General features: G+C 73.0%; 25 protein-coding genes. 12 read left to right on the top strand and 13 right to left on the bottom strand.

All coding sequences use genetic code 11. The annotated features are described in order from the left end of the window. The 3 genes from AC1UE4_RS15095 to AC1UE4_RS15085 are packed head-to-tail and all read left to right on the top strand — an operon-like array spanning position 1 to position 2104. On the top strand, positions 1-666 hold the full coding sequence (locus tag AC1UE4_RS15095; protein ID WP_482918059.1) for an ABC transporter ATP-binding protein: 666 nt from the start codon (positions 1-3) through the stop codon (positions 664-666). Continuing rightward, entirely contained in the window at positions 663-1070 is a 408-nt protein-coding gene (locus AC1UE4_RS15090) for a hypothetical protein (RefSeq protein WP_482918058.1), read from the top strand. Before AC1UE4_RS15095 ends, AC1UE4_RS15090 begins: the two co-directional genes overlap by 4 nt. Next, positions 1067-2104, top strand: coding sequence for a glycosyltransferase (locus tag AC1UE4_RS15085; RefSeq protein WP_482918057.1), 1038 nt, complete (start codon positions 1067-1069; stop codon positions 2102-2104). Before AC1UE4_RS15090 ends, AC1UE4_RS15085 begins: the two co-directional genes overlap by 4 nt. On the opposite strand, the gene AC1UE4_RS15080 is transcribed toward AC1UE4_RS15085, so the two are convergent. The 3 genes from AC1UE4_RS15080 to AC1UE4_RS15070 all read right to left on the bottom strand — a co-directional run bounded on the left by AC1UE4_RS15080 (position 2074) and on the right by AC1UE4_RS15070 (position 5332). Beyond that, entirely contained in the window at positions 2074-2643 is a 570-nt protein-coding gene (locus tag AC1UE4_RS15080; RefSeq protein ID WP_482918056.1) for a class I SAM-dependent methyltransferase, read from the bottom strand. The genes AC1UE4_RS15085 and AC1UE4_RS15080 overlap by 31 nt on opposite strands. After that, positions 2640-4454 carry a hypothetical protein gene (locus AC1UE4_RS15075; RefSeq protein WP_482918055.1) on the bottom strand — a complete coding sequence of 605 codons (1815 nt, stop codon included), beginning with the start codon at positions 4452-4454 and terminating at the stop codon, positions 2640-2642. Before AC1UE4_RS15075 ends, AC1UE4_RS15080 begins: the two co-directional genes overlap by 4 nt. A gap of 62 nt (positions 4455-4516) precedes the next feature. Then, positions 4517-5332 carry a WecB/TagA/CpsF family glycosyltransferase gene (locus tag AC1UE4_RS15070; protein WP_482918054.1) on the bottom strand — a complete coding sequence of 272 codons (816 nt, stop codon included), beginning with the start codon at positions 5330-5332 and terminating at the stop codon, positions 4517-4519. Between the two features lie 40 nt (positions 5333-5372). On the opposite strand from AC1UE4_RS15070, the gene AC1UE4_RS15065 reads away from it, so the two are divergent. Genes AC1UE4_RS15065 through AC1UE4_RS15050 form a run of 4 tightly spaced genes read left to right on the top strand, consistent with a single transcriptional unit; the run spans position 5373 to position 9237 of the window. Continuing rightward, on the top strand, positions 5373-6302 hold the full coding sequence (locus AC1UE4_RS15065; RefSeq protein WP_482918053.1) for a glycosyltransferase family 4 protein: 930 nt from the start codon (positions 5373-5375) through the stop codon (positions 6300-6302). Further along, entirely contained in the window at positions 6299-7270 is a 972-nt protein-coding gene (locus AC1UE4_RS15060; RefSeq protein WP_482918052.1) for a glycosyltransferase family 2 protein, read from the top strand. The genes AC1UE4_RS15065 and AC1UE4_RS15060 overlap by 4 nt, the downstream gene beginning before the upstream one ends. 3 nt (positions 7271-7273) lie before the next feature. Next, positions 7274-8272 carry a lysylphosphatidylglycerol synthase transmembrane domain-containing protein gene (locus AC1UE4_RS15055; protein WP_482918051.1) on the top strand — a complete coding sequence of 333 codons (999 nt, stop codon included), beginning with the start codon at positions 7274-7276 and terminating at the stop codon, positions 8270-8272. Then, complete coding sequence (locus AC1UE4_RS15050; protein ID WP_482918050.1) at positions 8269-9237, top strand: NAD-dependent epimerase/dehydratase family protein; 969 nt, start codon at positions 8269-8271, stop codon at positions 9235-9237. Before AC1UE4_RS15055 ends, AC1UE4_RS15050 begins: the two co-directional genes overlap by 4 nt. 140 nt (positions 9238-9377) lie before the next feature. On the opposite strand, the gene AC1UE4_RS15045 is transcribed toward AC1UE4_RS15050, so the two are convergent. Continuing rightward, a complete protein-coding gene (locus AC1UE4_RS15045) occupies positions 9378-10337 on the bottom strand; it encodes a glycosyltransferase family 4 protein (RefSeq protein WP_482918049.1) in 960 nt (319 codons plus the stop codon). A 27-nt stretch (positions 10338-10364) separates the two neighbouring features. Here AC1UE4_RS15045 and AC1UE4_RS15040 point away from each other — a divergent pair, with 27 nt between their 5' ends. Next, positions 10365-10775 (top strand): hypothetical protein, encoded by a 411-nt coding sequence (locus tag AC1UE4_RS15040; RefSeq protein WP_482918048.1) that lies wholly within the window; start codon positions 10365-10367, stop codon positions 10773-10775. On the opposite strand, the gene AC1UE4_RS15035 is transcribed toward AC1UE4_RS15040, so the two are convergent. After that, entirely contained in the window at positions 10684-11775 is a 1092-nt protein-coding gene (locus AC1UE4_RS15035) for a glycosyltransferase family 4 protein (protein WP_482918047.1), read from the bottom strand. The genes AC1UE4_RS15040 and AC1UE4_RS15035 overlap by 92 nt on opposite strands. Positions 11776-11839: 64 nt before the next feature. Between AC1UE4_RS15035 and AC1UE4_RS15030 the strand changes: the two genes are divergently transcribed. Genes AC1UE4_RS15030 through AC1UE4_RS15020 form a run of 3 tightly spaced genes read left to right on the top strand, consistent with a single transcriptional unit; the run spans position 11840 to position 14555 of the window. Then, on the top strand, positions 11840-12439 hold the full coding sequence (locus AC1UE4_RS15030; RefSeq protein ID WP_482918046.1) for a class I SAM-dependent methyltransferase: 600 nt from the start codon (positions 11840-11842) through the stop codon (positions 12437-12439). Next, on the top strand, positions 12436-13407 hold the full coding sequence (locus AC1UE4_RS15025) for a glycosyltransferase family 4 protein (protein ID WP_482918045.1): 972 nt from the start codon (positions 12436-12438) through the stop codon (positions 13405-13407). The genes AC1UE4_RS15030 and AC1UE4_RS15025 overlap by 4 nt, the downstream gene beginning before the upstream one ends. Next, the gene (locus AC1UE4_RS15020) at positions 13404-14555 is read left to right on the top strand and encodes a glycosyltransferase (RefSeq protein WP_482918044.1); all 1152 of its coding nucleotides are present in this window, start codon (positions 13404-13406) and stop codon (positions 14553-14555) included. The genes AC1UE4_RS15025 and AC1UE4_RS15020 overlap by 4 nt, the downstream gene beginning before the upstream one ends. 27 nt (positions 14556-14582) lie before the next feature. On the opposite strand, the gene AC1UE4_RS15015 is transcribed toward AC1UE4_RS15020, so the two are convergent. Genes AC1UE4_RS15015 through AC1UE4_RS14995 form a run of 5 tightly spaced genes read right to left on the bottom strand, consistent with a single transcriptional unit; the run spans position 14583 to position 21162 of the window. After that, positions 14583-16073: a cellulase family glycosylhydrolase gene (locus AC1UE4_RS15015; RefSeq protein ID WP_482918043.1), complete on the bottom strand. Its 1491-nt coding sequence runs from the start codon at positions 16071-16073 to the stop codon at positions 14583-14585. Continuing rightward, positions 16070-18130, bottom strand: coding sequence for an O-antigen ligase family protein (locus AC1UE4_RS15010; RefSeq protein ID WP_482918042.1), 2061 nt, complete (start codon positions 18128-18130; stop codon positions 16070-16072). Before AC1UE4_RS15010 ends, AC1UE4_RS15015 begins: the two co-directional genes overlap by 4 nt. Further along, entirely contained in the window at positions 18105-18668 is a 564-nt protein-coding gene (locus AC1UE4_RS15005; protein ID WP_482918041.1) for a hypothetical protein, read from the bottom strand. The genes AC1UE4_RS15010 and AC1UE4_RS15005 overlap by 26 nt, the downstream gene beginning before the upstream one ends. Then, positions 18665-19696, bottom strand: a complete 1032-nt coding sequence (locus AC1UE4_RS15000; protein ID WP_482918040.1) for a glycosyltransferase family 4 protein — start codon at positions 19694-19696, stop codon at positions 18665-18667. Before AC1UE4_RS15000 ends, AC1UE4_RS15005 begins: the two co-directional genes overlap by 4 nt. Then, positions 19693-21162: an FAD-dependent monooxygenase gene (locus tag AC1UE4_RS14995; protein ID WP_482918039.1), complete on the bottom strand. Its 1470-nt coding sequence runs from the start codon at positions 21160-21162 to the stop codon at positions 19693-19695. Before AC1UE4_RS14995 ends, AC1UE4_RS15000 begins: the two co-directional genes overlap by 4 nt. Positions 21163-21500: 338 nt before the next feature. Here AC1UE4_RS14995 and AC1UE4_RS14990 point away from each other — a divergent pair, with 338 nt between their 5' ends. Continuing rightward, positions 21501-22253 (top strand): hypothetical protein, encoded by a 753-nt coding sequence (locus AC1UE4_RS14990; RefSeq protein ID WP_482918038.1) that lies wholly within the window; start codon positions 21501-21503, stop codon positions 22251-22253. A gap of 79 nt (positions 22254-22332) precedes the next feature. On the opposite strand, the gene AC1UE4_RS14985 is transcribed toward AC1UE4_RS14990, so the two are convergent. From AC1UE4_RS14985 to AC1UE4_RS14975, 3 genes are all read right to left on the bottom strand, one after another. Then, a complete protein-coding gene (locus AC1UE4_RS14985; RefSeq protein ID WP_482918037.1) occupies positions 22333-22794 on the bottom strand; it encodes a CHRD domain-containing protein in 462 nt (153 codons plus the stop codon). Positions 22795-23147: 353 nt separating this feature from the next. Further along, a complete protein-coding gene (gene metF, locus AC1UE4_RS14980; protein WP_482918036.1) occupies positions 23148-24068 on the bottom strand; it encodes a methylenetetrahydrofolate reductase [NAD(P)H] in 921 nt (306 codons plus the stop codon). A gap of 23 nt (positions 24069-24091) precedes the next feature. Then, complete coding sequence (locus AC1UE4_RS14975) at positions 24092-24556, bottom strand: hypothetical protein (protein WP_482918035.1); 465 nt, start codon at positions 24554-24556, stop codon at positions 24092-24094. Positions 24557-24622 lie beyond the last annotated feature (66 nt).

Genomic DNA, 24622 nt, shown 5'->3' with positions numbered 1-24622 from the left:
TTGAAGGAGCTGCTCTTCCGCACGGGCCGCGGCGGACCGCCGCCGGTGCAGGCGTTGCGCGACGTGTCGTTCCATGTGGAGCCAGGCTCGACGCTGGGCGTCGTCGGGCGCAACGGGGCGGGGAAGACGTCGACGCTGCGCGTGCTCGCGGGGATCGTGCCGCTGGACCGGGGGAGCGTCGAGGTCGGCGGGCGGGTCGTCGCGCAGCTCGAGCTCGGCGCGGGGTTCGGCCGTGGCTTCACCGGCCGCGAGAACGTCTACTTGAACGCCGCGCTGCACGGTCTCACGCGGGCGGAGGTCGACGAGCGGATCGAGGACATCCTCGCCTTCGCCGACCTCGGCGAGTTCGCCGAGCTGCCGGTCGCCACGTACTCGCAGGGCATGTTCCTGCGGCTCGGGTTCGCGATCGCCGCGCACCTGGAGCCGGACGTGCTGCTGGTGGACGAGGTGCTGGCGGTCGGCGACGAGGCGTTCCAGCGGCGCTGCGAGGAGCGGATCGCGTCCCAGATCGCGGGCGGCGCGACGCTCGTCCTCGTGTCGCACGACGCCGCGCTGATCGAGCGCACCTGCGAGCGCGTCATCGTCCTCGACCACGGCGCGGTCGTCTTCGACGGCCCGTCCGAGGAGGGCATCGCGTACTACCGGCGGGAGGCGCTGGTCGCGTGAGCGGCGAGACCCCGCGCCGCGCCGACCCGCCGGCGCCTTCGGACCCCCGCGCCGAGTCGCCGGCGCCTTCCGACCCCCTTCTTCTCGCGCGCCGTCGCGCCGCCGAGGCGCGAGCGCGCGGCCTCTACGCCGACGACCTCTCGGGCTTCGCGGTCGAGCCCACCGACCGCGTCTCGACGGAGCGGCTGCTCGAGTGGGCGGTCATCGAGCCCGACCTCTCCGTCGTTCGCTCCACCCGCCGCTTCGGCGGCCCGATCACGTGGACGAAGCGCGCGCTCGCGCGGGCGCTGCGCCAGTACGTCGGCGACGCCTTCGCGCAGCAGACGCGGTTCAACATGCACGTGGCGATCCGGCTCGCCGAGCTCGAGGAACGCGTCGAGCGGCTCGAGCAACCCGGCAAGTGATCGTCCACCAGGTCCTCTCCGGCGCCGGCCCGGTCGACGCCGTGACCCGGCAGGCCCTCGCCTGGCGCGACCGCTTCGCCCGGCGCGGCTGGGGGGGCCGCGACGTCGCCGTCCACATCGACCCGCGGATCGGCGACCGCGTCGCGCCGCTCGACACGCTTGCCGCCGCGCCCGGCGACGTCCTGCTCGTCCACTTCTCCGCGTACGCGCCGCGGCTGTCGGGCGTCCTCGACCTCCCGAACCCGACGCTCCTCCTCTCGCACAACGTCACCCCGGCCAGCTGGTTCTGGGACTACGAGCCGATGGTCGCGATCCAGTGCGCCCTCGGCCGCCGCCAGCTCCCCCGCTTCGCCGAGCGAGCCGACCTCGTCGCCGGCGTCAGCGCGTTCAACGCCGCCGAGCTGGGCTCCGACGTCGTCATCCCGATCCTCTTCGGCGGGGCGTCGCCGGGCGCGTCGTCTCCGCCCGCCGCGCCGTCTCCGCCCACGCTGCTCTTCGTGGGCCGCCTCGCGCCGCACAAGCGCCAGGACGAGCTCATCCGCGTCCTCGCGCTCCTCCGTCGCCACCGGATCCCCGACGCCCGGCTCGTCCTCGTCGGCGAGCCGCTCAACGCCGCGTACGTCCGCGCCCTCACCGACCTCGCCGAGACGCTCGCGCCGGGAGCGGTGACGATCGAGAGCAGCCTCTCCGACGGGGAGCTCGCCGCCCGCTACGCCGCGGCGTCGGTCTTCGTCTCGCTCTCGGAGCACGAGGGCTTCTGCATCCCGCTTCTCGAGGCGTTCGCCGCCGGCGTCCCCGTCATCGCCCGACCTTCCGGAGGCGTTCCCGAGGTCGCCGGCGACGCCGCGCTCCTCCCCGACGACCGCGACGCCGCCGTCCTCGCCGAGCTCATCGCCCTCACGTTCGAAGACGACGCCCTCCGCTCCCGCCTCACGACCGCCGGCCACGAGCGCGTCAAGGCCTACGCCGCCGACCGAACGGAGCAGGCGATGGTCGCGGCGCTTCAGACCGTCGCCGCGAAGACGCGGCGGTGAGCCCGGCCCGTGAGGCCGAGGGCGCGGACGGCTCGTTCGACCCCGGGGTAGTCGGGGTCGCCGAAGTCGTGGAAGAGGATGAGCGCGTCCGGGGCGAGGCGGGGCTTCCAGGCTTCGAAGAAGCGGCGGGTGGAGGCTTCGTCGTGCTCGCCGTCGATGAAGAGGAGGTCGACGTCGCGGGCGTCTTCCGGTGGTTCGGCGCCGTCGGCGGTGCGGAGGTCGAGGCGGGCGCGGGCGTCGGCGGGGAGGAGCGCGAGGTAGCGGTCGCGGTGGTCGCGCTCGACCACGTCGAGGGTGAGCACGCGGCGTTTGCGGTCGGCGAGGACGAGCGCGCACGACGTCCACGCCGTCGCCGTCCCGATCTCGACGACGTTCGTGCGGCCGCGGGCGAGGCGGAGGATCGTCGCGAGCTCCGCGGGCCGCGTGACGACCGCGAGGCTCCAGTCGTCGCCCTGCCGCCGCGCGGTGAGAAGCGCTCGCGCGTAGAACGCGGAGACACGCGGTGGGAGTCGCGCGACGGCGAGGAGGTGGGCGATCACGACGCGGTTCCTCCGACGGAGATCTGCTCGTACGGCTGGACCATCTTCTGCGAGCAGTTCTCGGGGCCGGGCAGGCCGCCGCGCAGCCGGTAGAGCGCGAAGTCGGCGTTGCTCCACACCGCTTGGCCGGCGACGTCGCGGGGCTTCGTGAAGCCGAGCTGCACAAGCGCGAAGTCGGCGCGGCGGGAGACGGGGACGTGCGGGTAGCTCGTGTTCAGCAACGGCTTCTCGGAGCACAGCGGCTGCGACGCTAGGAAGTACGCGACCCACAGCTGACGGCCGGGATCGACGTCGAGCCGCACGGACGTCCCGGGCGGCAGTGCCGCGTCGACGTCGCGCAGCGAGGTGACCGTGCGCGGCGTCTGGTCGAACGTCACGACGGTCTCGTCCCGCGCGCCCTGCACGCCGAGCAGCACGAGGAACGCCAGCGGGATCCACGCGAACCGCCGCAGCCGCGACACGCCAACCGTCGCCACGAGCAGCGCGAGCGGCCCGACGAACGCCAAGGCCTTGAAGTGGAAGTACCACCCGAAGTCGCGTGGCCGGAACCACGCCGCGGCGACCGCGCCGAACAGCAGCACCGCGCCGAGCGACCAGGCGAGGGCGCGCGGCTGGCGGCGCAGCTCGAGCACGATCGCGATCAGCAGCGGCACCGTGAGCAGGACGAGCATCGAGGTCGACGGCATGCCGAGGAACTGGTGCTCGGGGATGAAGCCCGTCAGGTCGCCGCCCCACGTGCGCAGCGACTCGCCGGGCAGCACGACCTTCGCGGCCGCGTTCATCTTCTCGACCACGCCCCGCGCCGGCACCAGCAGCACGACCGCCAGCGGCACCATCCAGATCAGCGACCGCCGCCCGCGCCACAGCCCGCGCAGCCGCCCGCGTTCGGGCCACAGCAGCGCGGCGAGCGCGAGCAGCGGGATCGGCAGCGCCAGCGGGTACGCGAACGCGCCGACCAGCAGGAACGCCACGAGCAGCACGACGGCGCCGCGCGTCCGCGCGCGCACCGCCCACCACGCCAGCACCAGCGCGAACGGCAGCGCGAAGAACCCCCAGAGCTGGTTCCAGTACGGGTGCAGCACCGTGTGCAGCGCGACGCGATCCAGGCCGACGACCGCCATCGCGCACGCCGCCGCCACGGTCGACGCTCCGAGCGCCGACCGCGCGAGCAGGAAGAACCCGAGCGCCGTCAACGCGAAGAGCACGGCCGCGACGGTCGCGAACGCCTCCCACGTCGCGACGCCGCTCAACGACGCGACGGCGGCGAGCGGGTAGTAGATCGGCGGCTTGGAGCGCCAGACGAGCGGGACGCGATCGATCGGCTCGGTCACGTCGATCGCGGTCGGCGGATGGTCCTGCAGGAAGTGCGCCGTGCCCGTCGCGAGATGGGCGTCCGACCCGGTTCCCTGCACCGTGAGGAACCCCGCCCGGAACGTCGGGATGAGCACGACGCACGCGAGGAGCGCGGCGATCCAGAGCGGCCAGGCGGCAGCGGAGACGCGGGCGGAGAGGGGCGGGGCGGGGGCCGAGCCTCGCATGAACGGGGTCAGACCCCATGCATGCGCGGCGAGCAGTGCAGAGCCGGCGAGGACGATCGCGAGGTTCGCGGTGAAGGGAACGTGGAGGTAGCCGAGGACCGCCAGCTCCAACGCGCACGCGCACGCGCCGATCGGCAGCACCCACAGCAGCTCGTACGTCCGCAGCTCGGCCGGCAGCAGCAGCCGCGTCCAGCCGAACCCGCAGACGGCGAACAGCGCGACGGTCACCGCCATCACGCGCGCGACGTCCGGCACCACCGCCGCGCCGGTCACCCCGGCCCAGTCGGCGATGTTCAGCGCCGCCGCGGCGGACAGCGCGACGAGGACGAGCTGCGCTACGCGCCGTCGGCCTGCCGGGCGCGGGCCTGGGTCATCACCCGGTGAACGAACACCGGGTTGCCCAGCAAGTACCTCCGCCACATGCGACCCGGCTCGATCGCCAACCTGAAGATCCATTCCAGCCCATTGTCGGCCAGCCAGCTCGGCGCCCGCGGGACCTTGCCCGAGACGACGTCGAAGAGCGCACCCACCGTCCACACCACGTCCACGTCGAGGCGATGGGCGTTGCGCTGCACCCAGTCCTCCTGCTTCGGCGTCCCCATGCCGACCAGCACGATGCTCGGCCGCCGCTCGTTGATGTGCTCGATGACGCGGTCGTCGTGGGGCGAGCCGACGTCGAAGTAGCCGTGGTGGCTCCCGACCACCTCGAGCGAGGGGAACGACTGCTCGAGCCGCTCGGCCGCCTGCCGCGCGATCCCCGCGTCCGAGCCGAGCAGGTACATCGACTGCCCGGTCGCCTGGCACAGCGCCGCGAGCGACCAGATCCAGTCCGCGCCCGTCATCCGGTGCGGGATCGGCGCATCGAGGGCCTTCGCCGCGAGCCGCACGCCGTACCCGTCGCAGTAGACGAGGTCCGCGGACATGAGCGCCCGGCGCAGGTGGTCGTTGCGCGCGGACTGGTTGAGCACGTGCGCGTTCGCGTACATGACCTGCCGCGGGGGAGCGCCCGGCTCGCGCTCCTCGCACCATCCGGTGATGCGCTGCAGCAGCTCGTCGGGGCGTCCGAGGTCGATCGGGATGTCGAAGATCCACGAGAGCTCACGCAGCTGAGCCCGGGACGCAGGTTCGGGAAGCTCGATGGCGGCGGCCATGCGTCGGCGGGACCTTACGACCTCGTAGGGTCGCGCGCGAATGGGAACCGTCGTGCTCGACGTCACCGAAGGCAGGGCCGGGCAGCTGCGCGGCTGGGGTCGCTACGTCGACCGCCTGGCCACGGCCCTGGGCGACGCGGTCGTCCCCGTCGCCGGGCGCGTACCGCGCGGTGCGCCCGAGGTGCTGTGGGAGCAGGTTGGCCTTCAACGCGCCCTCCGCCGGCGGCGCGCCGCGCTGGTCCACGCGCCCAACTGCTTCCTACCGCTCAACCGTCCCTGCCCCGGTGTCGTGACGATCCACGACCTCGCCTTCGAGGCGTTCCCGGACGACTTCACGCCGCGCACGCGGTGGAAGTACCGGACGTTCACACCCCGCGCCGCCCGGTCGGCCGAGCGGATCATCGTCCCCTCGACCGCCACCGCCGACGACGTGGTCGCGCGGTACGGCGTGGACCGCGGGAAGATCCGCGTGATCCCCGAGGCGCCCGCTCTGCCGATCGGGACGTCGGAGCCTCCGCCGGGCGACTACCTCCTCGCCGTCGGCGACGTGCGCGCGAAGAAGAACCTCGGCGTGGCGCAGGAGGCCGCCCAACGACTGGGGATGGAGCTCGTGATCGCGGGCGTCGGCGGCCCGCTCGGCTACGTCGACGACGAGCGGCTCGACGCGCTCATGCGCGGAGCCGCCGTGCTCGTCCACCCGTCGCTCTACGAGGGCTTCGGGCTGGTCATCCTCGAAGCGATGGCCCGCGGAACCCCCGTCGCCTGCGCCGACGCGACCGCCCTGCCCGAGACCGCGGGAGGAGCGGCGGAGCTGTTCGACCCCCACAGCCCGGCCTCGGTCGCGGGAGCCATCGTCCGCGCCCTCGACCGCCGGGAAGAGCTCGCGAAGAAGGGGAGAGAGCACGCCGCGCAGTTCTCGTGGGCGAAGACCGCCGCGATGACCCGCGCCGTCTACGAGGAGCTCCTTTGAGCGGCGACGCCGGAGACCTCTCCCGCCGGCCGAAGGCTCTGCGCGTGGTCGCGCTCGTCCTCTCCGTCGACGAGGCGGAGCGTCTGCGGACCTGCCTGCCGGCCCTCGACGGCGTGGAGACGGTCGTCATCGACAACGCCTCGACCGACGCGACGCACGACGTCGCCGTCGAGTACGCCGCTCACGTGGTCTCGCTCGACGAGCGCCTGTCCTACGCGGCCGCGATGAACGCCGGGCTCGCGGACGACCGCGTCAAGCGAGCCGACGCGGTGCTCATCTGCAACGCCGACTGCGTGCTCGACCCCGGCGCGACGCAGGCGCTCCACGACGCGCTCGCGGGCGACCCGAGCCTCGCGGCCGTGGCGCCGAAGCTCCTCCGCGACGCCGACCCGACCAGGATCGACGCCGCGGCGATGTCGCTCGACAAGCGCCGTAAGAACAACGTCGTCGGTCACAACCGCCCGGCGACCGCGTACACGCAACGAGCCGAGGTCTTCGGCGCCGACGGAGCCTGCGCGCTCTGGCGCCGCTCGGCACTCGACGACGTCGCCCCCGACGGCGAGGTGTTCGATGAGGACCTCGCGCTGTGGGCGTCGGACGCCGACCTCGCGTGGCGGGCGAGGCTCGCCGGCTGGCGCGCGCTCTACGAACCGAAGGCGACCGGCCGCCACGTCCGCTTCTTCAGCCCGAGCACGAGAGCCCGCGTCGCGCCCGAGCACCGCCGCCTGCAGTTCCGCAACCGCCTGCTCATGCTCGCCAAGAACGAACGCCCGGCAGACGCGATCAAGGACCTCCCGCACCTCGCGCTCTACGAGGCCGCGGCGCTCGCCTACGCGCTGATCGTCGAGCGCGAGCTGCTCGGCGCCTACCGGGAAGCCGCGACGAAGCTCCCCGCGATGCGCCGCAAGCGAAGGAACGTCAAGCGCCGCACACGGCCGCCCTACGGGCTGCTTCCTCCTACCATCTGAGGCGTGTCGACAGCCGATCCCACCGCGTCCCGGCGCCCCGCCGGTCGCCGGGCGGTGGGCGTGCTCGGCGCGGTGGTCTCCGTCGCGATGCTCGCCGGGCTCGTGTGGTGGGCGTCCAAGCAGGACCCACCCGAGTTCCCGACGAGCGCGTCGCATCTCACTGCGCTGCTCGCCGCGATCGTCCTCTACTTCGGCGCCTGCGCCCTGCGCGGCGAGCGCTGGCAGGTGCTGCTCGTGGAGAACCGCGCCAAGCCGCACCGCGCCGACTCGTACTCGCTGATCGCCGTCGGCTACCTCGGCAACAACGTGCTCCCCGCCCGCGCCGGCGACGCGCTCCGGGTGATGCTCATGGCTCCGAGAGCCGAGACCGACGCCCGGACCGTCATCGGCACCCTCATCGCCGAGCGCCTCTGCGACGTACTCGTGCTTGGCGTGCTCTTCGTCGTCCTCGCCTACGGCCTGCTGAGCGGAGCGGGCACGGACGTCTTCGGCGACCGTCTCGGCACCGCCGCGCTGCTGTTCGCGGCCGCCGCGGCAGTCGTGCTCGTCGTCGCCGCAGTGCTCGCCCGCACCGGCCGCCTCAAGCGCGTCATCGCCTTCATCGCCCCGATGGCCACGGCGACGCGCAAGCTCGCCACCGGCAGGCACGGCATCGAGGTCCTGTTCCTCACCGTGCTCGTCTGGGCCTGCGAGGGAGCGGTCTGGTACCTCACCGCCGTCGCCGCCGACTTGGGCGTCGACGTGATCGAGGCGCTCTACCTGCTCGCCCTGTCGAGCATGCTCGTGCTGATCCCCGCCGGCCCGGGGTACGCGGGGACGATGGACGCGGCGGTGATCCTCGGCTCCAAGGCGCTCGGGAAGTCGTCGTCGGCCGCGCTGACGTACCTGATCCTGCTGCGCTTCGTGCTCATGGTCCCGATCACGATCGCGGGCCTGATCCTCGGCGCCACCCGCTACGGAGGGGTCCAGCGGATGATCCGCGGACTACGCTCATCGGCGTGAAACGCGTCCTCGTCACCGGCGGAGCGGGCACCATCGGCGCCGCCGTCGTCCGCCGCCTGCTGCGCGATCCGGCATGGGAGGTGCGCGTCAGCGACCAGCGCGATGCGCCGCAGTGGATGCGCGAGGGCTGCGAGGTCCACCGCGGCGACCTGCGCGACGTCGGCGTCGCGCGCGACGCCATCCAGGGCTGCTCGCACGTGATCCACCTCGCCGCGATCGTCGGCGGGATCGGGAACTTCCACAAGCTCCCGCACACGCTCACCGAGGTGAACAACGCGCTGTACAACGCGGTCTTCCGCGCCGCGCTCGACCACGCGGTGGAGCGGGTCGTCTACGTGTCGAGCTCGATGGTCTTCGAGCGCGCGACGGAGTACCCGACGACGGAGGAGCACATCTGGAGCACGCCGATGCCGAAGTCGGCGTACGGGTTCTCCAAGCTCACGGGCGAGGTGTACTGCCGCGCCGCGCACGACGAGCACGGCCTGCCCTACACGATCTGCCGCCCGTTCAACGCGTACGGCCCGGGCGAGATGCCCGAGGACGAGCCGGGCATCGCGCACATGGTCCCCGACGTCATCCGCAAGGTGCTCTCAGGCCGGCGCCCACTGCAGATCTTCGGCGACGGCACGCAGACGCGGACGCTCACCCACATCGACGACATCGCCGACGGGATCGTCACCGCGATGGCCTCGCCGGCGGGCGTCAACGAGGACTTCAACATCAGCGCGTCGGACGAGCGCACGGTCGCCGAGCTCGCGCGGATCATCTGGGAGGCGTGCGGCGAGGACCCCGACGCGTTCGAGCTCGAGCACCTGCCCACGTTCGAGGTCGACGTCGTCCGCCGCTGGCCGAGCGTCGAGAAGGCCCAGCGCCTGCTCGGCTGGGAAGCGCGCATCGGCGTGCACGAGGGGATCGCGCAGACGGTCGACTGGCTGCGGTCGCAGCTGCCGGTTCAGACCTCCTAGGAACGCCAAAGGCCGGGACCGCTCGTCATCCTGACGTGCGATCCCGGCGCAGTTGGTGCGCTGCGCCGGCGCCCCGGAGAAAGCGCCGACGCGGCCTGCGGTTCGTTCGACCCGGAGAGGCGAACAGACGCAGGGCGAATCTACGCATCTGTTGAGGGCGCTGTCCAGTTCTTGGACGGATGGTCGAGCGCACGCGCGTAGGAATCCCACGTGGCGCGCGCGACGTCGTCCCAGGTGCGGTCGAGCGGGGCTCCCGCGGGCCTCGTCGCGGACTCCGCCGAGCTGACGAGCGCCCCGAGGTCGTCGACCGGAACAAGCGTCGCGCGGCCCTCGAGCACCTCCGCCACGCCCGGCACGTCGCACGCCACGACCGGAGTCCCGCAGGCGAGCGCCTCGACCGGCGGCAGGCCGAAGCCCTCCTCGTCGGACGGGAACACGAGCGACCGTGCGCCGGTGTAGAGCGCCGCGAGCTCGTCGTCGCTCAGCTCGCCCGCGAGCGTCACGTCGGGCAGCTCGTGCGCCCACGGGCTCGCGGGCCCGGCGAGGACGAGCGGCAGCGTCCGCGGCGTGCGCGCCAGCGGCCCGACGCGCTTGCGTGGGTCCGGGTGGATCAGGCCCCCGGACCACACGAGGTAGGCGTCGCGCTCGAGGCCGAGGCGCGTCGTCATGGCGGCGACCTCGTCGTCGGAGCGCGGGTGGAACGCGGGCGCGGCCGCCTCGCCGACGACGTCGATCTTCGCCGGGTCGACGCCGAGGTGGCGGACGGCGTCGTCGGCGACCGTCTGCGTCGGGACGATGATCCGGTGCGCCCGCTTGACCGCGAGGTACCGCAGCCGGAACCGCACGCCGGTTCGCAGGTACTCGGCCCGGCGCTTGAGCGGCACCAAGTCGTGGACCGTGACGACCTGCGGCGTCCGGCAGCGGACGAGCGCGCCATCGATCCACGGCGTGTGGAACACGTCCACGCCGCGCGGCCGCGCGGCCTCGACGACCTCGGAGCCGTCGGCCGCCGTCGCCCGCAGACCCTCGAGCAGGCACCGCGCGTAGCGGCCGATCCCGCGCACGTCGGCGGCGGGCCGGGAGTCGAATGCGACCTTCATCCGCCGCTCGCGCCAGACTCCGCTGCGGTGTCCGCGGGGTTCCCGCCCAACCACCGTTCACGCGCAACGCGCGAGCTGCTGCGGCTGATCCAGCATCGCCGCGGGCTCGCGCTCATGATCGCGATCGACCTGTTCATCGTCGTGTTCGTGCTGCGGATCGTCATCGACAGCACCGAGCTGGCGGTGGGCCTGCTGTTCACGGTGCCGATCGCGCTGACGGCGCTGGCGCTCGGCGCGCACGCCGGCGTCATCGCCGCGCTGACGGCGCTCGCGCTCGTGGTGGTGTCGGACGCGATCCTCGACCGCTTGGTCAGCGTCCCGGGGTACGTGACGCGCGGGCTGTCGTTCATCGTGCTCGGGTGGCTGGTCGGCGGGACGGTGGATCTGCTCGAGGACGTCGAGCGGCGTCTCCGCGACCTCGAGCGGTACTCGCGATGAGGATCTCCTCGACGCGATCGGCGTAGGCGTCGGCGCCGAACTGCTGGGCGCGGACCTTCGCCGCGGCGCCGAGCTCGTCCCGGCGGTCGAGCACCTCCAGCGCCGCCCGCGCGAGCGCATCGACGTCGCCGGCCTCGACGAGCCGCCCGGTGACTCCGTCGTCGACGACCTCCTCCAGCCCGCCGACGCGCGTCGCGACGACGGGCGTGCCCGCGGCCATCGCCTCGGCGAGCACGGTGCCGAACGGCTCCTGCCGGCTCGGCGCGACGAGCACGTCGAGGTGGCGCATGAGCCCGGCGGCGTCGGTCACCCAGCCGTAGCGCTCGATCGCCTCGGCGGCGTCGACGGCGGCGAGGTAGCCGGGGTCGGAGGAGAACGGGTCATCACCGACGATCACGACGCGCGCGTCGGGCCGCGCTGCCCGGATCGCCGGCGCGGCCCGGGCGAGGTCGAGCGGGCCCTTGCGCGGCTCGATCCGCCCGACGAAGCCGACGACCGGGCCGTCGCCCTCCGGCCACGGCGGCGCGACGTCCGGCGGATCGAGCTCGACCGGGCACCACACGACGCGCGGCTCCAGGCCGGGCAGCCGCTCGGCGACCGCGGTCGAATCGGCGAGCACGGCGTCCGCGCGGCGCCAGTGCCGCGGGACGCGGCCGACGATGTCGTGGACGTGCAGCACGACCGGCCGCGACGCCACCGCCGGCAGCAGCCGTCCGGCGACGCCGCCGTTGAGGTAGACGAGGTCGTGCTCGCGCGCGAGCCGCCGCGCGCGCGGGAACGCCATCACCGCCGGCGTCCCGGCGCCGCGCCCGAGGCCGCCGGCGTCGAGCCGCTCGCTGCGCCACCCCGCGCGCTCGACCGCGGCGCTCAGCGGGCCGTCGCCCGGCGTCGTCACCGTCGGCTCCCACCCGCGCGGCGCGAGGCGCCGGAGCAGACGGAGGAGCCCGATCTCGGCGCCACCGGGAGCCGAGACCGCGTTGACGCAGAGGAGGCGCGGCACGGCCGGGCACGATGCCAGACGCCGGACGCGGCGGAGGCACTCGCGCGCGATGATGTCGGGCCGGATGGCCGGCCAGGACTACCTCGACGCGATCTGGGACGCGGTGCCCGAAGGGGCGGAGCCCGAGCTGCTCGCCGAGCGCCGGACGTTCCTGCTCGACCACGTCGAGCCGGGCGACCTCGTGCTCGACGTGGGCTGTGGCGAGGGGTTCTTCGCGGCCGCGATCGCCGAGCTCGGTGCGACGCCGGTCTGCGTCGAGGTCGCCGACGAGCCGCTGCGCCGCCTGCGCGAGCGCTTCCCGCAGCTGACCGACGTCCGCCGCGCCACCGCCGGCGAGCCGCTGCCGGTCGCGGACCGCGAGGTCGACGCCGTGTGGGCCGGCGAGGTCATCGAGCACGTCGTCGACGTCGGCGCGTTCGCGACCGAGCTGCGGCGCGTGCTGAAGCCCGGCGGCCCGCTCGTCCTGACGACGCCCGACCACCACCGCCGCCTGCTCGCCCACTTCGCGACGCACCCGCACGACTTCGACGAGCACTTCCACCCGTACGCCGACCACCTGCGGTTCTTCACCGAGCGGACGCTGCGCATGGTGCTGCTCGACGCCGGCTTCGAGCAGGTCGAGATCGCGTCCCAACACGGCCACCTCCTCGCCGTCGCCCGGTGAAGGTCCTCGTCGACACGACGTACGCGCTTCGCGGCCCGTCTGGTACCGCTGTTTACCTCGAGCAGCTCATCCCGCGGCTTCGAGAGCTCGGCGTTGAGGTCATCGAGGCTGCGAACGAACGGCGCCGGCCGCCCGGGACCGGGTCATGGCGGAACCTCGCGGAGGACACGCGCTGGACGCAGGTCGAGCTGCCGCGGCTCGCGAAGCGGGAGCGAGCCGACCTGATCCACCACCCGCTGCCCGCGCACAGCCTCGCCGCGGGCGTGCCCCAGGTCGTCACCGTTCACGACCTCGCCTTCGAGACGCACCCGCAGGACTTCGACCCTCGTTTCGCCGCCTACACGCGACGCGCCCACCGCCTCGCCGCCAAGCGAGCCGCCGCGGTCGTCGCGGTCAGCGAGACGACGCGGGAACGGATCGCCGAGCACTGGCAGCTGACCGACCGCGTCGTGGTCGCCCGCCACGGCCCCGGCCAGCCGCTCGACGTCCCGGAGCGCGGCGAGCCGAAGCACTTCCTCTACGTCGGCGACGCGGAACCGCGCAAGGACCTCCCGACGCTGCTCGCCGCCCACGCGCGCTACCGCTTCGCCGCAGCCGAGCCGCTGCCGCTCGTGCTCGCGGGCTCGGCGTTCAGCGTCGACTCCGGCGTCAGCGTCGTCGAGCGCCCCGACCCCGCGACGCTCGCCGCGCTGCACCGCGACGCCGCCGCGCTCGTGCACCCTTCGCGCGACGAGGGGTTCGGCCTGACCGTCGCCGAGGCGCTGCACGCCGGAACGCCCGTCATCGCCGCCGACACGCCCGCGATCCGCGAGCTCGGCGGCTCGCCGAAGCTGTTCCCGCCCGGAGACGTCGACGCGCTCGCCCAAGCGCTCCACCAACCCCCGCCGCCCGGCGCGACCACGGGCCTCAGCTGGCGCAACTGCGCCGAAGCGCACCTCGCGGCTTATACCCTCGCCGTCCGCCAGTGAAGGTCGCCATCCTCGGAACCAGGGGCATCCCCGCCTCGTACAGCGGCTTCGAGACGGCCGCGGAGCAGCTCGCCGCCCGCCTCTCCGCACGCGGCCACGAGGTCGTCGTCTACTGCCGTCCGCACGTCGTCGACCGCTCGCTCAAGCAGTACCGCGGCGCGCGCCTGGTCCACCTGCCGACGCTGCGCAACAAGTACCTCGACACGTTCACGCACACGCTGCTCAGCGCGCTGCACACCGCCAAGCGCGAGCGCCCGGACGTCGCGCTGTTCTTCATCGCCGGCAACAGCCCGCTGTGCCTCATCACCCGCGCAGCCGGTATCCCGACCGTGATCAACGTCGACGGCCTGGACTCCGACCGGACGAAGTGGCCGAAGCCCGCGAAGGCCTACCTGCGCTTCGCCGAACGACAGGCGCCGCGCTGGGCCGACGAGGCGCTGACCGACTCGCACGCCGTCGCCGAGATCTTCGAGCGCCGCTACGGCGCCCGGATCGGCGTCGTGCCCTACGGCGTCGAGGATCCCGGTCACAACGGCGCGCACATGCTCGAGGCGCTCGGGCTCGAGCCGCGCAAGTACGTGCTCTTCGTCGGCCGCCTCGAGCCGGAGAACAACCCGCACGTCCTCGTCGAGGCGTTCTCGCGCATCCCGGCCGAGCGCGCCCGCGGCATGAAGCTCGTGGTCGTCGGCGGTGCGCCGTACGCGGACGAGTACATCCGCACCGTCCACCGCAAGGGCGACCCGCGCGTCGTGTTCCCCGGCTACGTCTTCGGGCGCGGGTACTGGGAGCTGCAGCGCCACGCCTACCTCTTCTGCGCCCCGACCGAGGTCGGCGGAACCCATCCCGTGATCCTCGAGGCGCTCGCGGCCGGCAACTGCGTGCTCGTCAACGACCACGCGCCGAACGTCGAGACGGTCGGCGACGCCGGCCTGACGTTCAGCGGGACGACCGGCGTTCCCTCGTTGACCGAGCAGCTCGAGCGCCTCTTCGACGACCCCGGCCTCGTCGCGGAGTACCGCGCCCGAGCCCGCGAGCGCGCCCGCCGCTACTCGTGGGACGCGGTCACCGATCAGTACGAGGCGCTGCTCGAGCGCGTCGCGGCCGCCAGCTCGCACGGCGCCCTGCCGCGCGAGCTGCTCACGGCCTGACGATCTTGAACCGGAGCGAAGGCCGCGTCAGCCGTTGACGCGTATGGACACGCTCCGGCTCGTTTCGGCGCCGCTGCGCAGGCGTACGCGGCCGCTGCGGCGGAACCTCACGCGCGCGTCGACGTAGCCGCGCTCGTTGCGGGTGGTGAGCGTGCGCACGCGCGCCCAGCGCTTCGAGCCCTTCGCGCGCAGCTCGACGGCGAGCGCGGCGCCCTTGCCCGCGAACCGCGCGCCGCCCCACACGCGCAGCGACCGGCCGCGCTTGACCTTCGTCTTCGGGAGGAACAGCGGCATGCGGTACGCGGCGTACGCGGGCTTGCGCGTCCCGTCGCGGAACAGCAGGCCGGTCTGGAACGTCCGGTCGACCGGGTCGCCGTCGTCGAGCAGGAGGAACTGCGACAGGCCGATGACGTCGCTGCGCCGGTACGCGATGAACTCCGCTTCGTTGAGGTACGCCGACTGCTGCGCGGGCGTCACACCGGTCCGGTCGGGCGGCCGCGTCTGGTACCCGAACTCGGTCAGGTAGATCGGCGTCGTGCGGTTCGACTGCTTGTAGCGCAGGCGCACCTTGCGCAGCAGCGTCTGCAGCGTGCCGAGGTTCGCGATCGTCGCCCAGTCGCGCCAGCCCGGCTTCGTGCTCGGGCTGAAGATGAGCTCGTAGGGGTGCTGCGCCCAGCCGCTCGCGTTGAAGAGCGCCGGATGCCGCTCGGCGAACGAGCCGTCGGTCGGGCAGCCGAGCGCGGCCGCGGTGCTGCCCTTCAGCGTCTGCAGGAAGTCGTCGAGGCAGTAGAGCCGGCGGATGAACCGCAGCGCGTCGACCGCGCGCGTCTCGCCGCGGTTGGTCCGCAGCCCCTTCGGCGCGAGCTCGCCGATGAGGATCGTGTCGCTGCCGTGCCCCGTGTCGGCCAGCGCCTGCCAGCCGGCGTCGACGAGGTCGCGGTAGATCCGCGCCGCGGTCTCGACCCAGCGCCCATCGACCTGCGTCCACTGCGGCGTGAGCCAGCCGGGCTGGTTCGGCTCGTTCATGAACGACCAGTGGTCGACGCGCGGCGGGCCGTGCGAGCCGTCGTACCGCTCGCCCACCGCGTGGACGAACTTGCCGTACTCCGTCGCGTCGGGGTTGTTCGTGTCGTCGAGATCGGCGCGCTCGGGCTCGTCGGTCGCCCAGTCGGGCGCCGGCGTCGTGATGTCGAAGTTCACGCCGATGCCGCGCTCCTGCGCGAGCCGCACCACGGTGTCGTAGCGGTCCCACGAGCCGCTCGGGTACGTGCTCGGGTCGGACGCGTCGAAGCCGGAAGGCCGGTCGGCGGGCGCGACGACCGCCCAGAACACGCTGATGCGGACGCGGTCGATGCCGAGCGCCTTCAGCTCGTCCAGCGTGCCCGCGACCCCGCCGTCGCCGTAGACGAGCAGGTTGTCGTCCTGGAACATCGCTTCCTGCGACGGCCGGGCGGCCGCGGGGGCGGCGAGGGCGAGGAGCAGGAGGAGCGAAAGGGCAGCGACGCGGAGAGGGCTCACGAGCCCTTCAACCGCCGTTGCACGTCCAGGTAGCGCTGCGCCACGTCCCAAGAGCGCGGATTCAAGTAGATCGCCACGCGGACTGCGTCATTAGCGGTCTTCGGCTTGTCGAGCACGAACAGGCGGTAGTCGGCCAGCCGCATCCACGGCAGCCAGTTGGACGGTTGCAGCTCGGCGGCCTTCTCGAGCCACTGCTCGCCCTCGCGCTTGCGCCCCGCGGCCTGCTCGATCGCGGCCAGGTCGAAGTACGGGTCGACCGAGAGCGGGTTGAGGTCGTGCGCCTTCAGCGCGTGCTCGCGCGCGGCGTCGTACCGCTTGTCGCCGAGCGCCGCGAGCGCGTCGTCGGCGGCGTGATCGGCGCGCAGCGGCTGCATGACCGCCCACGACGCGACGAGCGCCGCGATGAGCACGGCGGCGGCGAGCGCGCCCTGCAGCGGCTTCGTCTCGCGCCAGGCGGCGAGCCGCATGACCGGGCCGCCGCGACTGGCGACCCAGGCGGCGGCGACGAGGCCGATGACCGCGGTGCCGGGGATGCTCCACGTCCAGTCGATCGTGGAGTGCACGCCGAAGACGACCGCGGTGGCGGCGAGCGTCACCATCCCGACCCGCTCGCTCCCCGTCGTGCTGCGCAGCGTGCGGCGCGTCGCGAGGATCCACGCAACGAGCAACGCGGCGCAGAGCAGGATCCCGATCACGCCGAGCTCGGCCATCGTCTCGGGCACGAAGCCGTGCGCGTGGCGGACGTCGAGCTGGTCCTGGCGGAAGCGCGGCCGCGCGGTCGCGTAGCCGCCGGCGCCGACGCCGGTCAGCTCGTCGGTCTTGAAGATCTTGAACGCCTCGGCCCAGTAGCGGGAGCGCACGGAGCCCGTCGCGGTGAGACGGCCGGGGTCGTTGGCGGGGCCGACGGCGCTCGTGTCGGTCAGCGACGACCACGCGTTGTCGATGCTGCCGCCGAGCCCGGCGTCCGTCGTCGCGAGCGCGCCGGCGGCGACGAACGGCACGAGCGCCAGCGCGGCGAGCAGCGCGATGCCGGTGCGGCGGCGCGTCTGCTCGCGGCGGTCACGGGCGTCGGCGATGAAGTTCGCGACGAGGCCCGCGACGAAGATGAGCAGCGTCACGGCGACGACGAGGACGAGCAGCTCGCCGCCCGCGCCCTTGCGGTCGGGCAGCGGTGCGCGGTCGGTCGTCAGCGCGTCCTGGCCGAACGCCCACACGGCGATCATCACCGCGCCGGCGCCGCCGATGAGCAGCACGGTCGCGGCCCGCAGGCGCAGCGGCGCGAGGATGAAGAACAGCGCCGCGCCGATCGCTGCGGCGAGCAGCGACCCGCGGCTGTACGCCATCAGCGTCGTCGCGAGCGTCAACGTCAGCGCGGGGTAGGCGAGCGCGTTCAGCAGCGGCGGGCCCTCGCGCCGCGCTCCCAACCAGAGGCAGGCCGGCATCGCGAGCGCGCCGGTGAGGCCGACGGCGTTCCAGTAGCCGTACGGCTCGCGCAGGCGCGCGAACAGCTCGTTCTCGTTCAGCCAGCCGGGCAGCGACTTCGTCAACAGCGCGTAGACGGAGACGGACACGGTCGCGATGAGGATCCCGCCGATCAGCGACGACCAGCGGTGCGGCGCGATCGTGGCGAGCGCGGCGGCGCCGGCGAAGATCGCGAAGTAGGAGAAGAGCCGGTTCGCCTCGACCCAGGCGTCGCTCGGCTGGATCGCCCAGGTGACCGACAGCGCGGTGAGCGCGGCGAGCCCGCCGAGCAGCGCGACCGTCAGCGCCGCGGCCGGCCGCGGCGCGTCGCGCGGCCTCAGCAGCAGCGCGGCGATGACGAGCCCGGCGCCCGCGAGGATCAGCGCGATCTCGGTCGTCGTCCGCGAGCCGAGCGACACGCCGCCGCCCGCGCCGAAGCAGACCGCCGCGAGCCCCGCGCCGATGACGAGCGTCAGCGGCGCAGCGCCGCGCGTCCAGTCGGGAGCTCTCCGTTGCCGCGCGGGCGCGACGGGCTCGCCCGCCGGCGCGGGAGCCGGAGTGGCCGGCGCCTCAGGAGGTGGGGCGACGGAGGACAAGGTCTCGGACGCGGGGGACCAGCGCCGCGAGCGCTCCGAGCGCCGTCAGCGCGAGCAGGACGATGAGGGGGACGGGCAGCTCGGACGAGGTCTCCTCGCCGGGCTTGACGCCGACGCCGGACAGGCTGACCTTCTTGTCGAGGTCGGCGGGCGGCGTGGCGCGCGCCTTCTCGACGTCCGCGCGCTCCTCCGGTGTGGCGATGCCGACGGGATCGATCGGCTTGCTGTCGGGGCCGAGCGGGAGGCCGCCCTGGCCGGCCGGCAGCGCGCCGTAGCCGCCCTCGCCGGCGCCGCCGGGACCCGATCCGCCGCCGCCGCGGATGCCCTGCATGGCGCTGCGGATCAGCTCGCGGCAGTTCGTGTACTCGTCGAGGTCGCCCGGCATCCCGGAGAGCGCCTTGCGGTAGTCGCTCTGCGAGTAGGACTTGTCGAGGCGGCCGTCCTGGCAGTCCTCGTAGATCTGGGCCGGCGACGCGAACGCGGCGGTGGTCAGCATCACCGTGAAGAACGTCGTCGCGATCAGGATCAAGCGCGTCATCGGGCTCCCTCCGCCTTCTCGATGGCCGCCGTCATCCCTGCGGCCCACGCCTCGGGCGTGAACGCGGCGACGTCGCGCTGGGCGTTGTCGCCGAGCTGCTCGCGCAGCTGCGGGTCGTGGGCCAGGCGGGACAGCGCGTGCGCCAGCGCCCGCGGGTCGCGCTGCGGCACCACGAGGCCGTTGCGCTCATGGCGTGCGAGACCACCGGCGGCGGCGCCGACGGCGTCAGTGACGATGACCGGGACGTGCTGGTGCATGGCTTCGTTGACGACGAGCCCCCATGGTTCGCGGAACGCCCGCGTCGCGATGGAGGGCAGGACCAGAACGCTCGCTCTTCCCAGGAAGTTGCGGACTTCCTCCGGCGAGCGCGGACCGGCGAACGTGATGCCCGGATCGCCCGTCCGTGCATTCCCGAGCGGTCCCTCGCCGATCAGGGTCAGCGTAGCGGCGGGGGCCTCCAGCCCCGCCAGTTGCCAGGCATCCAGGAGTTCGCCGACGCCCTTCTCATGGTCGATCCGGCCGACGTACACGACGTGGAAGTGGCGGTCCGGATCGGTCGTCCTCACGTTCCAGAACACGGGATCGACGGCTTGAGGAGCGACGGCGATGTTGCTCGCTCCGTGGCGCTTCGCGTAGGCGGCGACGTGCTCCCCGTAGGCGGCCACGGCGTCCGCGTGCCGGTAGAGGTGTCGCATCAACGGCCACGAGGCGAGGTGCGGCTGGTGCCACAGCGCGCTCCACAGCACGAACGGCACGCCGCGCACGCGCGCGCCCGCGTACGCGAGTGGCAGCGCCTGCCGGCCGACGGTCCCGGCGACGACCGCTCGCCACCGCTTCGACGCCGCGAGCCTCGCGACGCCCCGCTCGCTCACGTCGACCACCGGCACGCCCGGATCGGCGACGCCCGCCGCCGCATGGCGCTGCGTCGTGCCGAACCGCGCGACGACGATCGGCGTCCGCGCATGCAGCGCCCGGAACGCGGCGACGCGATCCGGCGGCACCTCGGTGGTGACGAGCAGCGTCGTCACGCGGCGGGCGGCCCGAACCAGGTCGTGAGCGCGTCGGTGAGCCCGGCGTCCGTGCCGTCGCCGGCCCAGGCGACGTAGCCGTCGGGCCGGACCAGCACGGCCGACGGAGCGGTGACCTCGCCGAGGACCGGCAGCTCCCACGTTCCCTCGTACGTCGCGTCGACGCGGCGGACGCGGTCGGCCCACGGGCCGATGTCGAGCGGCTCGCCCAGGTCGACGAGCACAGCGCGCGCGTCGTGGAGGAACGAGCACACGCGGCGCGGTCCGTCGGCGGTGTCGAGGTCGAGGTCGGGCATGCGGCGGCCGAGCAGCGGGTGGCCCTCGCCGAGGTCGTAGTGGACGTCCAAGCCCGACATGATCCCGGCGTACCGCTTGCGCGGCTCCTCCATGCTCAGCAGGTCGGCGATCGTCTCGCGCAGCGCGTCCATGCGGTCGTCGCTGCGGTGCAGCGCCGTCGCGGCCATCGTGTGCTGCAACACGCGGGCCCCGATCGGGTGGCGTTCGGCGTGGTAGGTGTCGAGGAGCTCATCCGGTGAGACGCCCCTGACCACCTGCGCGAGCTTCCAGCCGAGGTTCACCGCGTCCTGCAACCCGATGTTCAATCCCTGGCCGCCCGCCGGCGAGTGCACGTGCGCGGCGTCGCCCGCCACCAGCACGCGCCCCGCCCGATACGCGGCCGCCTGGCGGGTCATGTCGGTGAAGCGCGACAGCCAGTGCACGGTGTGCAGGCCGAAGTCCGTCCCGTACACCGCCTTCAGCGCGTCGCTGAGCTCGGCGAAGGTCGGCTCGGCGGTGCGGTCGGCCTTCAGCTCGCGCAGCACGACCCGCACCCGCGGCCCGCCGTCGAGCCAGTTGAGCCCGTGGATCCCGTGCTCGTTCCGGCGCACGCCGATCTCCGGCTCCTCGCCCATCTCGACCTCGGCGATCAGCGAGCTCGTCGACGGATCCCACCCGGCGAACTCGATCCCCGCCGCCTTGCGCACCAGGCTGCGCCCGCCGTCGCAGCCGACGAGGTACTGCGCGCGGAGCTTGCGGCCGTCCGAGAGCGCGACGTCCACGCCGCCGTCGTCCTGCACGAACCCCGTGACCTCGAGCCCACGAAGGACCGGTACGCCGAGCTCGGCGACCCAGTCCGCGAGGATCGGCTCGAAGTCCGCCTGCCACAGCGCCAGCCCGTACGGATGCCGCGTCGGGAAGTCGCTGATGTCCAGCGGGATCATCGAGAAGCCGGCGACCTGCATCGCCTTGCCCTTCTCGAGGAACCGATCCGCGACGCCCCGCTGGTCGAGCACCTCGATCGTCCGCGCGTGCAGCCCGCCGGCGCGGGAGCCATCGACCTTCTGATCCGTCCGCCGCTCGACGATCACCACGTCGACCCGCGCCAGCGCCAGCTCCGCCGCCAGCATCATCCCCGTCGGACCGCCCCCGGCCACGACCACCGCATGCTCTTCCACAGGCACCCCCATACGCGTTGCGGCAGGGGATCATGAGGCATACCCGGGGGCTTGTTTCAAGCCCTGATCGACCCGTAGAATTCGAGATGCGGAGAGCGTTCGAGGCCTCGCACCATGCGCCGGAGGGTTGGCGCGTGCGGGCCAGCGCGCCCATTGACGGCGCCGTCTTCCAGGAACTAGGTTCGTCGGGCGGAGGGGGTTCCGCAGGTTCGACGCAGCACGAAAGGACTCGCATGTCGAGCACCGAGGCTCCCCGCCGTTCGTCATCGTCACGCCGAAGGCGAAGGATCGGGCTCGCGGTCGCCGCGATCAGCTTGCTCGTTCCGGCGACGGCCTCCGCCGACGGCTCGATGAGCATCACGGTCGACGGGACGGCCGTGGCCGGACAGCCGGCGAAGTACACGGCGAGCGGAACCGCACCGTTCGACTGGGAGCTCTTCGTCTTCCTGCAGCGCGTCGTCGGCGCCGCGCGGGCGGACGGCTCCGGCTGCGCGGCCGACGCGGCGGCCGCGAAGTCGGGCGGCGCTCAGCAGCTCGACGCGCAGACCGGAACGGCCGGCTCGTACTCGGTGCCCGGCACGTTCACCGCGCCGGATTCCGGCAGCTACCGGCTCTGCGGCTACCTGTACGACCAGAACGACCCGGTGACGGCTCCGCCCCGGACGACGACGGCGACCTCCACAAGCGTGGCCTCGTCGGCGCCGGCCCCGACCCCGACCGAGACGAGCCAGCCGCCCGCCGACACGTCGCCGAAGCCTTCGACAGAGACGACCGCCTCAGACCTGATCGTCGCCGCCCTCCAACACGGACCCGTCGTCAAGGGCACCGTGCAGAACACCCTTGCGGGGGCGCAGATCAAGCTGGTCGCGACGTTCGCGGGAACGCTGAAGAAGGCGAAGGCCGCCAAGCGCACGGAGGTCGGCAAGGCCGTGATCAACAACGCGCCGGCCGGCGCCGTCGGCTTCAAGATCAAGCTGAACGGCAAGGCCCGCCAGAACCTCAAGAGCCACGGCTCCATGGGCGTCACCGTCACGGCGACGATCCGCCCCCAGACCGGTCAGCCGGTGAAGCTCGTCCGCAAGACGAAGCTGAAGTCGCACTGACCGCGCTGCGGATCTCCCAGCCCGCCAGCGGTTCCCGGGGCGGCCTCGACTCGTCGAAGCCGCCCCACGAGCACTCGCACTACTTGACGAGCTGACCGCGCACCGCGCCGCCCGGGAAGTTCGGCCGGCTGTGCACGTTCACGTAGTAGGCGGCCGGGTCCTTGCGGATCGCCTTGATCAGCTTCCGGTCCACGTTCTCGACGCATCCGGAGACGGAGTCAGTGCCGGCGAACGAGCCGGTGAACAACGTCACGACGATCGGTCCGGCGTCCTCGGCGGAACCCACGTGGATGTGGCCCGCGAACACCTCGCCGTCGATGTTCGCCCAGCTGATGTCGAAGCAGACTTCGCCCTGCCCCTGGTTGAGGACGAGGTCCGCCTGACCGGTGGCGTCCGGGTCGCCCGGCCCGGGCACCTCCGCAGCCCCGCTCAACGCGATCGAGAACGGCCGGCCGCCGTTGGCCGCGCCGGCGACGCTCCCGAGGGCGAGCGCCATCACCACCGCCACGCCCGTGGCTAGCACGACGAGTGACCTGCGCACGGTTCGCCTACCTCCTTCCGGGCACGGGGCCCATTGCCAACCGAGCACGGCAACGCTGGCATGGAGCGCCAGCCGCGGTCAAGCTGCGGAGGGGCGGAAGTGGCTCGTCGAGGAGGGTGTCACCGAGCTTCGCGGAACCGGCGGCGGCGCTTCTGGACTGTGGGTCGGGGGCGCGGCGGGGAGGCGCTCGGCGGGCTGCCGTCGGCGATGCTGTCGCGGACGAGGAGGGCTGCGATGGGGAGGTAGCTCATGCAGCCATGCTGCGCGTAAGGGGTGGATGCGCACATCAGGCAGTCGCAGCCGATTCGTGGGCGCCGGCGCTTAGGAGCGACGCTCGGAAGACCCGTTGCCGGCTACCCGAGCGCCAGCGAATCCTCCTCGAGCCCCGCACGAGCGGCGTCCCACGGGCGCATGAGCTTGAGCGCGGCGAGGATCGCTCTGGTGGCGGGCGAGCGGTTGAGCGTGATGAAGTGGATGCCGGGCGCGCCGCCCGCCAGCAGCTCCGCGCACTGCAGCGTCGCGTAGGAGACGCCGAACTCCGCGATCGCCTCGTCGTCGTCTCGCACCTCGAGCGCGCGCTGCAGGCCGTCGGGCAGGCGCGCCTTCGACAGCTCGGCCATCCGCCGGATGCCGCTGCGGCTGAGGATCGGCATGACGCCCGGGATGATCGGCACGTCGATGCCGATGGCGCGAGCCCGCTCGACGAACTCGAAGTAGTACCGGTTGTCGAAGAACATCTGGGTGATGAGGAACTGCGCTCCGGCGTCGACCTTGGCCTTGAGGAACTGCAGGTCATCCTCCGGCGAGGTCGCGTGGATGTGCGTCTCGGGGAACGCCGCGCCGCCGATCGAGAACGCGTAGTGCTCGCGCAGCAGCTCGATCAGCTCGAGCGAGTACTCGAGCCCGCCCTCGGTCCTCGTCCAGCGCTCCTGCCCCTGCGGCGGATCGCCCCGGAGCGCGAGCACGTTGTCGATGCCCGCGTCGCGCATCTGGTCGAGCGTCGTGCGCAGGTCGTCGACGGTCGCGTTCACGCACGTCAGGTGCGCCATCGCCTCGAGGCCGAAGTCGCGCTCGATGCGCGAGACGATCTCGATCGTCTTCTCGCGGGTCGAGCCGCCGGCGCCGTACGTCACCGAGACGAAGGCCGGCTCCAGGCGGACGAGATCCTTCAGCGCGGCGGCGAGGTTGACCTCACCCTGCTCGCTCTTCGGCGGGAAGAACTCGAAGGAGAAGACGGGCTCGTCGCTGGACCCGAGCAGCTCGTCGATGCGCATCCACGGCAGCGTAATGCGCCAGCTCAGTCGAGCGTCACCGCCTCGCATCCGGTCGCGTAGATCGTCGTCGCGCCGCTGCGGACCTCCCAGCGGATGCCGTGCATCTCGCCGCGCAGCTCCAGCGGCACGTCCGAGACGCGGAACGTCCGCCGCGCCACGCCGTTGCCGGCGCCGTTGGTGGTGAGCGTCACGAAGCCGAAGTCGACCGGCGCGGTCGTGCACGTCGGATCGAACGGATAGGCGACGAGATGGACCTCGAACGTCGTGTTCGGAAGCGCGTGGTTCAGGACGTAGCGCTCCTGCGCGTAGATCTGCGTCCCGTTGGTGTGGATGTTCTCCACGAAGCCGGACCGCAACGGTGCGCTTGCGACCGGATCCAGCGCGATGTGCGACGCGTGGTAGACGCTGTCGCCGGCCGCCACGGGGGCCAGCGCCAGGGCTCCGAGGATCGCCGCGAGCCCAGCGGTCGCACGCCGAGTGATGGACATGATCGAACCTCCGACGGTGGGCCATCGAGTGTCCCCCGCGCCGGTGCCCGCCCGCAAGGTGAGGTT

Source organism: Parviterribacter kavangonensis (genome assembly GCF_056863335.1).
The sequence above is the reverse complement of the archived record's forward strand: the minus strand, read 5'-3'. Positions and strand labels throughout refer to the sequence as shown.

Bases quoted from the DNA above. Each gene is read 5' to 3' on its own strand.
- AC1UE4_RS15070 (WP_482918054.1), bottom strand. From the start codon at position 5,332: ATGGCCGCCGCCATCGAGCTTCCCGAACCTGCGTCCCGGGCTCAGCTG.
- AC1UE4_RS15065 (WP_482918053.1), top strand. From the start codon at position 5,373: ATGGGAACCGTCGTGCTCGACGTCACCGAAGGCAGGGCCGGGCAGCTG.
- AC1UE4_RS15045 (WP_482918049.1), bottom strand. From the start codon at position 10,337: ATGAAGGTCGCATTCGACTCCCGGCCCGCCGCCGACGTGCGCGGGATC.
- AC1UE4_RS15030 (WP_482918046.1), top strand. From the start codon at position 11,840: ATGGCCGGCCAGGACTACCTCGACGCGATCTGGGACGCGGTGCCCGAA.
- AC1UE4_RS15005 (WP_482918041.1), bottom strand. From the start codon at position 18,668: ATGACGCGCTTGATCCTGATCGCGACGACGTTCTTCACGGTGATGCTG.
- AC1UE4_RS14995 (WP_482918039.1), bottom strand. From the start codon at position 21,162: ATGGGGGTGCCTGTGGAAGAGCATGCGGTGGTCGTGGCCGGGGGCGGT.
- AC1UE4_RS14990 (WP_482918038.1), top strand. From the start codon at position 21,501: ATGAGCATCACGGTCGACGGGACGGCCGTGGCCGGACAGCCGGCGAAG.
- metF (WP_482918036.1), bottom strand. From the start codon at position 24,068: ATGCGCATCGACGAGCTGCTCGGGTCCAGCGACGAGCCCGTCTTCTCC.
- AC1UE4_RS14975 (WP_482918035.1), bottom strand. From the start codon at position 24,556: ATGTCCATCACTCGGCGTGCGACCGCTGGGCTCGCGGCGATCCTCGGA.